Genomic DNA, 13,903 nt, shown 5'->3' with positions numbered 1-13,903 from the left:
TCAGAAAATGCTTTTAATGGCATTAATTGGCTGTAAATCCCTTAAATAAGCTAAAAACATTGCTCTTTTATATCGGTATTGGTAGGTATTAATTAGTTCATTGTCAATTTCATCCCAATTCTTAATTTTTTTTTCTATAAATCGATAACCGTTTTCTAATCCTTTTAATTTACTCATTGCAGAATTAGGAGTGTCTCTATAATACAATACAGAATCCTCTGTATAAGAATATTCGCCACCTTCCCTAGCTAATTGTAAATAAAAATATAAATCTTCGCTGTGTGTTAATTGGGTTTCAAACTGATAGTTTTTTCCAGTTATTCTTTTTACCATCCATGTCAATCCTAAAAAGCTATTACCACTCAAACTTACTAAATCACTAATAGGATTCCCATTAAAATTAGGCGACCATTCTTGATTAATAGTATTGAGGCTTTCATTCATTTTAATTACTTTTCCATCCACAAAATGAATGTTTGGGTTATTATTGAATATATCTAACCTGCTTTTTAGACTATTTGGCGTTAACATATCGTCTGAATCAAGAAAACAGAAAAATTGTCCTTTCATTTTGGATAATCCTAAATTTCTTGCTGTACTTACACCTTTATTATTTTGTTCAAAATAGCGTATACGGGGGTCCTTAAAACTTAGAGCAATATCTTTTGTTTGATCGTAACTTCCATCGTTGATTAAAAGTAACTCCCAATCATCAAAACTTTGTTTCAAAACTGAGTTAATAGAAGCCTCAATATATTTCTCTGATTGAAAAAAAGGAGTAATTATAGATATCAATTTATATGATTATTTATTGCATTTGCCAAAATTGCCACTTGATTAGAGCGATGAAAATAATTAACCTGATTCTTTTTTATACCATTTTTAACCTTTCCAGTTTTAACAAATTCAGCATACGATTTATTTAGAAAATCTGTTACATCAGCGGAAGATGCTGTTACTAACCCAGCATTTAACCTTTTAGTTACTTCATCATTTTCCGAATTATTACTTGGGGCTAAAATAATTGGTTTATTTAGAGCTATATAATCATAAAGTTTTACAAAAAAACTACCATTATCCTCAATCAAATTTGGCAGTATAAATAAACTTGCATTTTTATGAACATACTGAATAAGCTTTTTCTTAGGCAGGTAGTTTATAACTTTGATATAACGGTTGTCTAGATTTGACTGAAATATGTCAATTCCATTAAAGTCATTTACTTTTTTAATCCCTATCAAAAGTAACTCAAAATCTTTTATCCCTTTATGGCATTTTAGAAAACCTTGTATCCCTTTTAAAATTACTTCAAAATTTTGATAAGGGTACATTCTACCAAAATATGCTAAAGTAAATTTCTTTGTTGATATTGGCTCAAAAACACTATCTATTTCATGACCATTAGTTACTTTTAAACCATTTTTACCTGATAGTTTAGACAAATAATTTATCCACACATTACTAGTTGTAGAAAAGAAAAGACAAGGTTTCAACCATTTTTTCCAATAAAATTTAATAAGATTATCTTGAAATATTTTCTTAAAACTTGGTTTATAAGAGGTTGTTATCATTTGATTATCCCATAAATCTCTAAAGTCTAATATATAAGGAATATCAAACTTTTTATTTAATTCATATGCTAGTTTAATGTGATAATGAGGGTTAAAAATAGCCAAAATGCAATCATAAGTGTTAGATTTTAAGTGACTTAAAAGAAATGTCCTAAACATTTTATAACTATTTAATAAATGCATTTCAAAATCACCAGATAACCAATGAGAAAATGTGGTAAGTGTAGAGGGAGAATTTTTTTCTTGAGGTCTTGGTAAACGAATAACTTGGTAGTTTTTATAATCTTCAGTTAATACTTCTTCATCGACATTATGATAAATCCATCTTTCTTCATTATCCAGTTCCCATCTGTGCGTAATTAAAGTTGGGTAGATATCACTTTCGTAAAAATAATCACAATAAGCTTTTGCACGATAAGAAGCTACCACATCCATAGGAAGTGCATGATAGGAAATGAGTAGTACTTTCTTCTTAGCCAACTATATTCTTTTTATTTTTAAAAAATTTTTAATCCTATGTTTAAGTCTTATTGTAAAACTATTTATCGAAATATTTTCTCTTGTAGCAAAGAAAGTCTGTAGTATATTTGGATTAAAGTTAGACCTAATACCTAAAACAATATATATATTTCCTATCCTTGTAATATCTTTTATTTCAATATGACGGAAATATCTTCTTTTAATTTGCCTTTCCGATAAAAACCATCTGACGTGACTTTCTTCATCAAAATTTGGAACGCTAAAAATAATATTTGATCCAACTTCAATATTATTTAAGACTTTATAATCATCTTTAATATGTTCTAAAACCTCAGTACAAATAATAAAATTATAGTCCTTTTCAAAAGATTTCTTATCAAGTGCATTTCCAACAAAAAAATCGAGATTTATTCTGTTCTTTGCGATTTCTATTGCTTTTGCACTGAAATCAAAGCCACAATAGTATTTATATCCTTCATCAGAAAGATATTCAGCTAATTGCCCAGTACCACAGCCAACTTCAAGAATTTTTGGTTTATCAAACTTTTTTAGATATTTAATAATTTGTGTCCAATGAACATAATACCATGAATTTTTGTAATGATTTTGATAATCTAATTCAGAACCGAACTTCTGATCATAGAAAGTCTCGCTTTTTTCAACCCCCATTTTTTAATAGTTTTTCAATTTTATTTATTAGTTTGTTATATGTGTTTTGATTGGCAAAGTCAATTCTCGAATTTCTTAAATCATTCTTATTCCAATATTCTAAGTTGTTTTGGACTTCATCTAATTCTGATATAAACTCTTTTTTACTTTGAATCATTTTAATCAAACCTTTTGCGGATAATTTGGAATATTCTTCTGTCCAGCTTGACACTATCATTTTTCCCGAACCCAGATACTCCATCATTTTATGTGGATTAGCTAATTGTTCAGGAAATTTTTCATATTGATAAACTATCATCAATAAATCCATACTTTCGTAAAAGGACGGTAAATCATTAGCTGGTAATTTACCATAATAATAAAAGTTTTGATTTTTATAAATATTTGGAAAGTTGGCTTTTGACTTCCATTGCCCAGCAAAATGAAAATCTACAGTAGGAAAAAACATGATTAATTTTTCAAGTAATTCCCAATCAATATACTGAATGTCTAGATTACCTGCGTAGCCATAGTTAATTATACTATTGCCTTTTAATTTAAATGGTTTTACCTTATTAACTACATTATTATAACCATGGCCTATATTGTGACTATTACGATTATATTTCTTCTGCTTTTTAACTATATTGGCTGAAGATGCCAAACATAAATCTGCTGTTTTAGAAGCGTTTTGAAATTCGAAATCTTGATTCCAATCCACTATATGAGAAATTCGATAAACATATTTTGGCAGAAGAGAAAAATCAAAAAACACTGAATTATCGAATGACCATACTATATCAAATTGAGCTTGACAAAGCTTTTGAATTTCATTAAATTTTCTTGCTATTAATCTCTTTTGAATAAAATTTGGGAGAACCCTTAGCCCTTTTATAAAGCCTGTATAATTTACAGTATATAGGTTCCCAAAATCTGTTAAAACACACTCATTTAAATTGGATGGTGGGTTTAAGAAAAATACTTTATTTCCTCTTTTTGAGAGATGAGTTGCATAATGATGTTTTGAAACAAAAATATGACTCCATGGCTCAGGAGAAATAATTAGAATGTTTTTATTAGTAATTTTCAGTGATAAATGTTTTTAATTCCTTGTCTGTTTTAGCGTGCAAAATTTTTGCGCCTGAAAGTTGGGGGAAGACATTCGTAAATTCATTTATTTCATGTTCAAGTCCTTTTTTAGAAAAAATAGTGTTCACACCACCAAAATAACTTGCTAATGTGGCAGTACCCCCATGAACAGAAATAAAATGGTTTGTATTAGCATAAGCTCTCAATTGAAATTCGTTGTAAACTTTGACCTTACTTTGTTTTTCAAATAATTGAGTTAGAATTTCAACTTCAGGGTATTTTTTATTGATTAAATTAATATCATCTAAATCAAGAATTTTGCTGTTATCATCAATAATATGTTGTTGATATGGTCTATTATAAATTATTTGATATTTATTCTGCAATTTATCAATAATCCATTCAATAGTACTAATGCTTAAGAATGAGATAGGTTCTTTTGAACCCCATTCAGTATTATATCTATTAGCAATTATTAATATTGGTTTTCCATAAGAAAAAAAATCATTTTTAAATACTTCTTTATAGGGCGGGGGTATCCATTTAGACTTATTTAATTTAATATTATGTGGTGAATTTGGAATATCAATATTGATATTACTTTCCCAGTTTCGGTTCTCATATTTCTCAAGGTGATCATTAGAAAAATAATATAAAGATTTTGTTAATCTTGATGAAATAGTCCTTTTTAGAGTTCCGTTTTTATAATGCCAATAAGCAAATGGAATTACATTAATTAATTCTTGTTGAAATTCTCCATTAAACTCTATCTCTTTATATCGCTTTTTTAGCAGGTAATCTTTAACAACATATTTGTATTGAACCCATTTAGATATATAATAAAATCTCAAAAACCATCTATATTTTGATTTGACTTTTGGATTTAATAAGAAAATGTAAAGTGTGAAAAACTTACTTCTAAGGTGCCTCATTCGATATATTTATATCGTTTTAATTGGGGTTGAAGTAACTTATTGAGTTTAAGTAAATCTACTTTGTTAAGCTTTCTCCATTTCTCTATTGAAGATGTATGGTTAGGCTCAAATACTCCATGGTGATGTTTATGCAGCAAGTCCTTTTTACTGGATTTAAGGTTTTTTAAATTTATTTTCCTGTCAAAACTGATATCTAAGAAATTTCCAAGGTTTGATTTTGTGTTTTGCTCATTTATTACAAACTCTTCGTATTTTATCTCTAAAAGTCTATTTTTGAAGCTTGGTTTTAAATTTTGAATTAGATTAGTAACAAAAGCCCATCTTTTAGCCGCATTATCAATATTTTTATATTTTTTAAAAGAAGTATTCCAAGAACAAGCAACATCTCTACCATCCCTAATTATATGAATAAATCTTGCTTGAGGAAAAATCAATATTAAATAAGGTAGGTAAAAAGTAAGGAAAGGGTTTTTTTCACCTATGTATTTAGCTTCTGGATTTAAATACTCTTTATAAGTTGAATATAGGTGATAAAGAATATTTCCAAAATTTAATTTATCATGTTTTAGCCAATATGATTCGATAAATTTATTGCTATCAATTTGCATTGCATCCCAATTTTTACCCTTTGAGAATATTAGTAGTACTTCTTTTAGTAATTGATATTTACTACGAAATAAAAAATATTTACAATAATGAAAAAATGCGTTTTCAAAAGAAGAATCAGTTTCTGGCATTATAGTTACTTCTCCAGTTTGTTCTAATTTGAGTTGTAGTAGTGTACTTCCACTTCGGCCAGCACTTAAAATAAATAGTAAATCTTCTTCCTCACACACAAAATAGTAGTGGAAAAATTTAATATATAATCTTAAAAAATAATTCTTTATACTCATGTAACAAAATATATAGCTAGCATCAAACCTATATAAACCGTTAATATTGAAAAATAATATCCTGCCCTAAGACCTATATATTTTAATACTTTATTTACCTCGTACCAACCCATGATATAATATATGAACCCAAACCCAATTAAAACATAATTGAAATTTTCATAAAATATTCCTGGAAGAATGAAAATGACACTTAAAAGGAACTTACTCAAATGCGTATTAAACAACTGTCGTTGTTTTTCATAGACTAAATATAATGATCCTGAAAAAACTTGAATAATGTCAACAATCAAATAAACAGAAATGATTTTTGCAAACTGTCCAGCCAGAATCCACTGTTCTCCAAAAATCACAGGAAAAACCCACTCGGAAAATATGAACAATAACGTAAAAAATGGAGTAGCTAATATCAAAATGATATTTAAAATTTTAATTACGAAACTTCTAATGTCTTCATTATTTTTTTTACTATCATTTACTTTCTTTAAAATGACAGGTTGAATCGTATTACTTAAGATATTCATAGGCAATATTAACATACTTATTGCTAATCCGTAATTCCCAATTATTTCACTATTAAAAAAAAATGCTCCAACAAAAATCGGGATCTGTTTACTAATTAGGCCAATGTATTTCCCGGATAGAATATATTTAGGGTAAGAAAGTTGCTCTTTTAAAACTTCAATGACAACTTTAAAGGATATAGCTTTAGTAAACAATGACCATTCTTTTATTAGATTTTTGTAAGTATTAATTGTAATTGCATTAATTTTAGATGCTAGTTCACTAAATACTAATCCATATATTGGAGCTCCATAGAAAAACCCTAGAATAATTGCAGTTGATCTACTTATTATTTGATTGATTACACCTACCCTTGCTGCATGTTTAAATTGCTTTCTTCTAATGTTCCATTTTGGTTGCAATTGAGTTAAAGAATATAAAATTCCTCCAAATGATATCAAAAATATTAAGGAGAGAGGCAAATCATTATCAAGATTAATAAAGTTTCTTAATGTGGGGGAAAAATAAAGAATTAATAATCCGCCTAGCAATAAAAATGAAGTGAGAAAGCTTAATAATATGCATGCAAAAAAAAGATTATAGAATTTCCTTTCTTTATCTACAATTACTAATGCACTATCATAGGACAAAGAACTTACTACTGTAAAATTCATCACAAACGCATTGAAAAAAGCGAAATAACCATATGCTTCTGGTGAATATATTCTAGTAAGAACTGGGGTTACTGCGAAACTTAATAAAGTAGTAATAACTCTTCCACTAAATAGATAAGAGAAATTTCGTGTAAAAGAGTCTTTCGTTTTAAAACTAGATAATATATCTAATCCTTCTTGATGGACTTTTTTTAGCCCTTTTTTAATCATATTTAAATTGAACCCATTTTAGAATTAATATAGTTTTGTTTTCAAAACGAATTTTAATTCTATAGTAAATACTTATCAGTTAATCCTTTTTGAAAAGGCTCGTAATGCTTTTCTAAAAATTCTTTTGTCTTACTATCCAAAGGTTCTTTTATGGCCTTTTTCTTAGTTAATTCTCTTATTTTATCTCCAAATATTGCCTGCTTTTCAAGGGGTATAATTTTTCTAAAAGTCTTTTTTACCAAACTCTTTTCAGACAAACTATTAGTTAACATCTTAGAAAGCATACCTGATTTGGCTACTTTATATGTATTGTGCTGATTTTCCACTACTGTTATACTTGGCTTTTCAATTCCTAACCAATTACAAAGTTGAGTAAATTGATTCAACTTATCTTGATGAAAGTCTTCTATTTTGAGCACATACATTGACTCTTTAGGAAAATACTGGTGAAGCATGTCAATATAATTTACATATTCCCCCAATTTCACAAATACATTATATCTCCAATCTGATATGCCTTTTTGATTATTTTCAAAAGCTTCTGCTATCACTTCCTTAAAACTTTGTGTTTGATTTCCATTCGCTTTTTCCATCAAATAGCTAGAATAGGCTCTTTGTACTGGGTCTCTCAAACAAATAATGATTTTGGCATCAGGATTATGCTCATGTAGCCGCTTTATACTTGCTTCGTGCCTAATTAAAGTGGCATGTTTTATTAAAAGTTTTTTGCCAGCAGTATAATTTGAGAAGTATCGCTTTATAGCCTCTTCCCATCCTTTTTCGTATTCTTCCTTAACCGAAAAATAGGTCATTTCTTTTTGAGGGTGTGAGTATATCTCCTCTTGTTGTGCCAAATATTTAAGGATGGAGGTAGTTCCCGCTTTCTGAAATCCTACTATGGCTATATCTACTTTTAATTTGTTCATTTATAATGCTTGCCTAAGCTTTGGAGGCTGATGGTGGTTCTGTCATGCCAGCCAGAGGTTGGTCAGCCTCCGGCTGATTTTTTTATTTTCTCGCTGAGTCGCGGAGACGCAGAGTTTTACGCAATGTTAAAAATAATAAAGTTTAGAATTAAATAATGCTTTTAATCGCTCTTTCCTGTAGATCTATGTCTATTTTTCAATTCTCTGCGAGGCCTCTGCGTCCCTGTCTGCCGACAGGCAGGTTTGCGCCTCTGCGAGAGTCGCCTCAAGCCTTTGGCTTGTTTTAGCTTTCATAAGTAATGAGCCTCATCAAGAATATTTTGCTTTATAAATTCTTTCAAAGCATTGGGGGTCACTAAATCTACTTTTTTGCCTAGTTGACTCTCTAAATAATCTTGCAAATCAAAAAAAGACCAACCAATTGGTTTTTGAAATGAAATGAGCATAAATTTTAAAATCCTTAATATACCAACTGAGGATTAATAAAATTTATCGAATTCCATCCCGATGAATACGGGACAAGTTGTGGCAACTTAAAATCTATCACATACACATGAAACTAATATATCAATATCCGATTCCGGTTTTTGCATACCCTTAGCATAAGAGCCAAAAATGGCTAATTGCTCAACTGAATATTTCTCTTTTAACTCAGTTTTTAAGGAAGTAAGCTTTGAATATAATTGTTCGGAAGTCATTTTATAAGTTTCTCCACTAAATGATTAATGAATAAATTCAACTTTGTGAAGTTTACTAATATTCATTTAGGCTTAATTTAAGTTTTAAGCCCTTGACTTTCAATATACTTTTTAAAGTTCTCTTAATTTTTTAATGCAAATTGGTAATCATTCTCCATTAAAGTCTCAAAAGTCTCAAAATCTGAAGTTATCCCATCATATCTTGATGTCCTAGAGTATTTCAATAGGCTTTTATATTCTCTCCAAGCCCCTTTTTTAACTCTCATAGCAGCATTATCTTTATAGGGGTTTACATTTTGCTCAATCTCATAATGAGTTTGCCCAATGTTAATTCCTCTTTTGGCAGCAAGCGCCTTTAAATAATGGATAGCAATATAGAAAAGAGTAGTTATCTTCCAGTCATAGAATTTATCAGTAAAATTCTCGCAAATACATTTATGAAATTCTTCATTATGAGAGGCCTGACTGAGGTATTTCTCCATGATTATTTAGTCAAGTTTTATTTCTTCCTTATAATTAATTTTATCAATCAGCTTTTTGGGGATAAATTGAAAATATACAGGGTGCTTTTGAGAAATATCCATCAAATCAAAATTATCAAGAAAAGAAAACAATTTTGTTCTGTTATCTATATTATCCTCTTTTAAAACAATTGAGTAATGTAAATCCTTTAAGCTCTCCTTAGTTTTAAAAGCGCTATCTATGATCTTAGCATTTTTCTTAAAAAAGCTTTTTATAACTTTATCAATTATAGCATTTACTTGAAGATCAATTTTTGAAGAAAATTCAAAAATATCTTGAATAGGATTTTCAATTTTTTGTTCAATTTTTTTAGATAAGGCAGTCCTTTCTCCAACTTTAAGAAGTTCATAACTGGAATCTACCTCATCTTTAAAGTCTTCTAAATTTGTTTGTAACAAATAAAGAATAGCTTTTAATTGCCCTAATTTATTATCTTTCTTTATGTCTAAAACGGAATCGCTCATGATGAAAAATTCTAATTATTTCTAAATATAACAACCATTTATTGCTTCAAATAACTTTTCAAAGTAAAATTATTTGAAGCATTAGCAGCAAAGGTATTATAGATGTCATCTTCTTTATTATCCCAGACTTTTTTTAAACTCTTCTCTGAAGCTTTTCTAAATACATTACCTTCCTCTTGTGATTCCAAATAAGAAAGATAATTATAAGCTTCATTTAGCAAATTTTCTTGCTTTTCATGTGAATTCATTTGATTTTTTATTGTCACATGGAATCTTTGATTAAAAATTCAATTTCGGTTGGTGTGAAATTCGAAATTGAATTTTTAATGTCGATTTCAAGCGCATTAATCTTTTCTATTAGTTTTTCTTTTATAGTCATAATCTATATTAACAATATTCAGGTTATGATGGTTCTGCCCCCTTTTATCGCTCATTCTCGTAAGGTCGTTCCTACGGAACTTGTTGCGGATTGCAATTGACTTTGTTACCATAAGGTCTTCCCTCTGGGACTTGGATTTCTACTTAAACTACTTTTCCAACTCTCTAATGGTTCAAAAATCCGCTGGGAACTATTACCCTACTTCATTAATATTTCAGAATACTGATTCCTTCGTCTCGGGATTTCCGCTTCAGTCTATTTTAATCACTAATTATTAATTATCCACGGCTCCGCCCTTTCAGTCCCAATTTGGAACTTAGCTGGGCAAATAGACATGCGTTTGAAACGCAAGCCAGAGATTGCTTCGTACCTCGCAATGACGATCTTAGCTATCGGTTCAGCGATTAGACGGTTGCAACCTTTACTCATTATTCAGGTTTTCAACTTAGCATTCAAAATTCCTAAAGCAACACCCCTGTAGTCCCCTCAAGGGGACAGCCTCATGGATTTAATTAAGCAGAAAATAATAAATATATCACTATTTTCTACTTTAGCGATTAGACGGTTCCAACCGTCAAACCGCTGATTGCTTTCGATCTGCCGGTTATTACAAAGCATTTATTATGCAATAAACCCTTTATCAAAGCAATTAATAGCCATCACCCTATCAACACCGTCTGATCGATAAAGTAAAACCGCTAATTCTATACTCAACATTTTTCTAATTAGCGATTAGACGGTTTTAACCGTCAAACCGCAACACTATGATTTTCTTTTCATAGTTTCAAGAGACTCACTCCCATATTTCTGAGAGATTGCTTCGTTCCTCGCAATGACGATCTAATCAATCTGTATTGCGAATAGATAATCTTAAATATCAAATCGCACTCTCAGCAATCTTGATTTTTTGATTCTAACCGCGATCATCTTCTTTAAAGATGATATTTCCCACTTTTATTTTCCTCTACCTTCCCCACCTTTTTCACTTTGGCCTTGCTTATTTCTGCTTTCAAGCTTAAGCCTAGACTTTCAATATATACAATTACTTTGTCTTTCTGCTCTAATATTACTTTTCCTTCTTGCCCTTTCATACCCCCGTGCTGTATTTGCACTTTATCACCTTTTTCTATAGGCTCTACGCTTACCTCCTCATATTCACCTAACAAATTTTGTATGGCCTCAATTTCCTTTGGTCGAATTTTAGCATCAGTGCCTAAATGACGTACGAAATTGACCACTCCGGGAGTTTGCAATATTTTAATTCGTTCATGGTCATCTTGAAATTTCACAAAAACATAGGAAGGGAAGACGGCCACTTTCACTTTCTTTTTCCTGTCGGACCACTGGCGAAGCACCGTTTGGGTTGGGCAATAGACTTCTATCTGCTGATCGGCAAGCCTATCTGCAACCTTCTTCTCCATTCTGGACTTCGTGTAAATAGCAAACCAATATTCCATAAATCTTACTATAATATCCAAAATTAATGCTTCTTGGAGTTTATAAAAAGGAATTTTATTGATTTCGATGGATTAGGACGAAAGGCATACAAGTTGGATGTTTCTGCCCCCTAATCCTCAAAAGGAAAATTGATTAGTACTTTAAGGAAATATGGTTGAGATGTGTAGAGATAAGGTGGAAATAAAGTTGAAATAGGGTGGAGAAAGAATGGAAATAATTTGGGAAGCTTGAAAAAGATTGGGCTGTTATTCCAAATACTACTATATGAAAAACGTCCGCTGGCGTCTTTGACGCAAGAATGTCTCGCAATACTTGTCCCGTATTTTTAATCGGGAGCCGTAATCCTGCCTGATCGGCAGACAGGGGCGCAAAGTTTTCGCAAAGGAAATTATGTGAACTTGATGTTGAACGAAGGTTATGAAAAGGTCAGTACCGAAGGTCAGACCGGAGTTTGATTGCTAGGGGAAATTGTTTTGTGGGGATATGGAGATTATGGGTGAGGGATGAAGGGTGATGGATGAGACAAAAGTACAAAGTAAATATAAAATACAGTTGAGGTAGGTTGAAATAGAGTGAAAATAAAATTGAAATAAATGGCTTAATGTCCGACAATAAAATATCTGACATGAGCCATCATTAAACAATATCCGCCATTACTTTTTCCACTCTTTTAAAGTAAAGCAAGCCTGTGATAAATAATAAAATCACTATGCTAAAGGAAAAATAAGCGAAAATGCTTGGAGGGTCTCCTCCCAATAAGCTCCATCTAAAGCCTTCCACTATGCCCGCCATAGGGTTTGCATAATAAAGGAAAGATGCCCATTCTGGTAATCTTTTGATAACATCTTTTGCTTGGTAACCCACTGGTGTAGCGTATAGGCCAAACTGCACTAAAAAGGGCACTACATGTTGGAAATCACGATATCTGATGGTCAAAGCACTTAGCCAAATCCCAACTGCCAAAGCAGAAATGATAGTTAGAATAATGAATATTGGCAAGTATATGATATTAGCAGAGGGGATATAACCATAATAGACCATCAAAATGACTACAAAGAGTAAAGCGATAGCAAAATCAACAAAACCTACTAACGCTTTAGATAAGGGAATAACTAATCGAGGAAAGTAGATTTTTTTCACCATTTCCTGTGCTCCAATAATAGAATTTCCAGATTGGTTTAACACAAAAGAAAAATAAGACCAGGCAGCCATTCCGCATACAGCGAAAAGCGGATAAGGAACCCCACTTGTTTCCACTTGTGCTACCCTTCCAAAAACTACCGTAAAGATCACAAGAGTGGCTAATGGTTGGATAAATGCCCATGCTAAGCCCAAAAATGTTTGTGCATAACGCACTCTCAAATCACGATAAGCTAATATGTAGAATAAATCCCTATAAGCCCATAATTCTTTAAAATTGATGTGCCATTTTGGTTTGGATGCGTCTACAACTAGTTTTTCCATAATATTGGTATTGAAGCTTTGATAGAGAGCTGAAAGTTACCATTTCTATACAAGCTACTTTTATAAGTGCAAATATAGTGATAAGAGATCGAAGTTAGAAGTGGGGAGTAGGAAGATGACAGTTTAGGGATGATGGGTGTGAAGGAAGCAGGAAATACAGTTGAGATAGGTTGAAATAGGATGGGAAATAAATTGTTCAGAGCAATTTGTCAATTGTGTTTTGTAAACTGTCAATTGTTTCCTGTTTTCCTCGTTGGGACACCAAAGTTATTCAAAGTATAAATTTTTTAATCAAATATTCTAAAAATATTCAGAAACAAGTTAAACGAAGTTAAATAAGGGTATAATATGACCGAATTTATTTGATGGATTCATTAATAGCTAACTCCCCAAATTTCGCCTTAGCGAAAAAGCGGGCTGGAGGGTAAAATGGCGGGCAGGCGTTGGCAATAGCGGGTAGTAGCATCATTTTACCTAGATTTTTTGCATACTTTTTCATCAATGGAAAAAGTATGAATGAATAAGGGAGTTTTAAAATGCAAAAATTGGCTATATAATGCATAATTAGGCTCTCTGGGACATCTGAAAACAGTGAAAAAGTGTCTTAATTTGTTTTAATCTTACCGAGGAAAACAGGAAATTTTAGGCTGTTATTCCAAATACTACTATATGAAAAACGTCCGCTGGCGTCTTTGACGCAAAAAATGTCTCGCAATACTTGTCCCGTATTTTTAATCGGGAGCCGTAATCCTGCCTGATCGGCAGACAGGGGCGCAAAGTTTTCGCAAAGGAAATTATGAGAACTTGATATTTAACGATGATTATGAATAGGTCAGTACCGAAGGTCAGACCGGAGTTTGATGGATTGTAGGAAATACAGTTGAGATAGGTTGAAATAGGAGGAGAATAAAATTGAAATAAATTGTTCAGAGCAATTTGTCAATTGTGTTTTGTTAACTGTCTATTGTTTAAAGATTGATAGGTCAGT

16 protein-coding genes are annotated in these 13,903 nt (G+C 31.1%); all 16 read right to left on the bottom strand.

Going from position 1 to position 13,903, the window contains the following annotated elements:
* The 16 genes from ABWH96_RS00650 to ABWH96_RS00575 all read right to left on the bottom strand — a co-directional run bounded on the left by ABWH96_RS00650 (position 1) and on the right by ABWH96_RS00575 (position 13,414).
* Positions 1-795 (bottom strand): glycosyltransferase family A protein, encoded by a 795-nt coding sequence (locus tag ABWH96_RS00650; protein WP_375579619.1) that lies wholly within the window; start codon positions 793-795, stop codon positions 1-3.
* Positions 792-2,051: a hypothetical protein gene (locus tag ABWH96_RS00645; RefSeq protein WP_375579618.1), complete on the bottom strand. Its 1,260-nt coding sequence runs from the start codon at positions 2,049-2,051 to the stop codon at positions 792-794. The genes ABWH96_RS00650 and ABWH96_RS00645 overlap by 4 nt, the downstream gene beginning before the upstream one ends.
* Positions 2,052-2,720, bottom strand: coding sequence for a class I SAM-dependent methyltransferase (locus tag ABWH96_RS00640; RefSeq protein ID WP_375579617.1), 669 nt, complete (start codon positions 2,718-2,720; stop codon positions 2,052-2,054).
* The gene (locus tag ABWH96_RS00635) at positions 2,710-3,420 is read right to left on the bottom strand and encodes a hypothetical protein (RefSeq protein ID WP_375579616.1); all 711 of its coding nucleotides are present in this window, start codon (positions 3,418-3,420) and stop codon (positions 2,710-2,712) included. Before ABWH96_RS00635 ends, ABWH96_RS00640 begins: the two co-directional genes overlap by 11 nt.
* A 355-nt stretch (positions 3,421-3,775) precedes the next feature.
* Complete coding sequence (locus tag ABWH96_RS00630) at positions 3,776-4,720, bottom strand: hypothetical protein (RefSeq protein WP_375579615.1); 945 nt, start codon at positions 4,718-4,720, stop codon at positions 3,776-3,778.
* On the bottom strand, positions 4,717-5,616 hold the full coding sequence (locus ABWH96_RS00625; protein ID WP_375579614.1) for a sulfotransferase: 900 nt from the start codon (positions 5,614-5,616) through the stop codon (positions 4,717-4,719). Before ABWH96_RS00625 ends, ABWH96_RS00630 begins: the two co-directional genes overlap by 4 nt.
* The gene (locus ABWH96_RS00620; protein WP_375579613.1) at positions 5,613-7,004 is read right to left on the bottom strand and encodes an oligosaccharide flippase family protein; all 1,392 of its coding nucleotides are present in this window, start codon (positions 7,002-7,004) and stop codon (positions 5,613-5,615) included. The genes ABWH96_RS00625 and ABWH96_RS00620 overlap by 4 nt, the downstream gene beginning before the upstream one ends.
* A gap of 59 nt (positions 7,005-7,063) precedes the next feature.
* The gene (locus ABWH96_RS00615) at positions 7,064-7,930 is read right to left on the bottom strand and encodes a sulfotransferase (protein ID WP_375579612.1); all 867 of its coding nucleotides are present in this window, start codon (positions 7,928-7,930) and stop codon (positions 7,064-7,066) included.
* 290 nt (positions 7,931-8,220) lie between these two features.
* Entirely contained in the window at positions 8,221-8,376 is a 156-nt protein-coding gene (locus tag ABWH96_RS00610) for a nucleotidyltransferase family protein (RefSeq protein WP_375579611.1), read from the bottom strand.
* Between the two features lie 87 nt (positions 8,377-8,463).
* Positions 8,464-8,628 (bottom strand): nucleotidyltransferase family protein, encoded by a 165-nt coding sequence (locus ABWH96_RS00605; protein ID WP_375579610.1) that lies wholly within the window; start codon positions 8,626-8,628, stop codon positions 8,464-8,466.
* A gap of 122 nt (positions 8,629-8,750) precedes the next feature.
* Entirely contained in the window at positions 8,751-9,110 is a 360-nt protein-coding gene (locus ABWH96_RS00600) for a HEPN domain-containing protein (RefSeq protein ID WP_375579609.1), read from the bottom strand.
* 6 nt (positions 9,111-9,116) lie between these two features.
* A complete protein-coding gene (locus ABWH96_RS00595) occupies positions 9,117-9,614 on the bottom strand; it encodes a hypothetical protein (protein WP_375579608.1) in 498 nt (165 codons plus the stop codon).
* Positions 9,615-9,652: 38 nt separating this feature from the next.
* Positions 9,653-9,862, bottom strand: coding sequence for a hypothetical protein (locus tag ABWH96_RS00590; protein ID WP_375579607.1), 210 nt, complete (start codon positions 9,860-9,862; stop codon positions 9,653-9,655).
* A gap of 1,063 nt (positions 9,863-10,925) precedes the next feature.
* A complete protein-coding gene (locus ABWH96_RS00585) occupies positions 10,926-11,471 on the bottom strand; it encodes a UpxY family transcription antiterminator (protein ID WP_375579606.1) in 546 nt (181 codons plus the stop codon).
* 616 nt (positions 11,472-12,087) lie between these two features.
* Entirely contained in the window at positions 12,088-12,915 is an 828-nt protein-coding gene (locus tag ABWH96_RS00580) for an ABC transporter permease (protein WP_375579605.1), read from the bottom strand.
* Positions 12,916-13,273: 358 nt separating this feature from the next.
* Positions 13,274-13,414 (bottom strand): hypothetical protein, encoded by a 141-nt coding sequence (locus tag ABWH96_RS00575; RefSeq protein WP_375579604.1) that lies wholly within the window; start codon positions 13,412-13,414, stop codon positions 13,274-13,276.
* Positions 13,415-13,903: the final 489 nt, after the last annotated feature.

Origin of the sequence: Marivirga tractuosa (genome assembly GCF_042140215.1) — a bacterium.
GTDB lineage: Bacteria > Bacteroidota > Bacteroidia > Cytophagales > Cyclobacteriaceae > Marivirga > Marivirga tractuosa_A.
The sequence above is the reverse complement of the archived record's forward strand: the minus strand, read 5'-3'. Positions and strand labels throughout refer to the sequence as shown.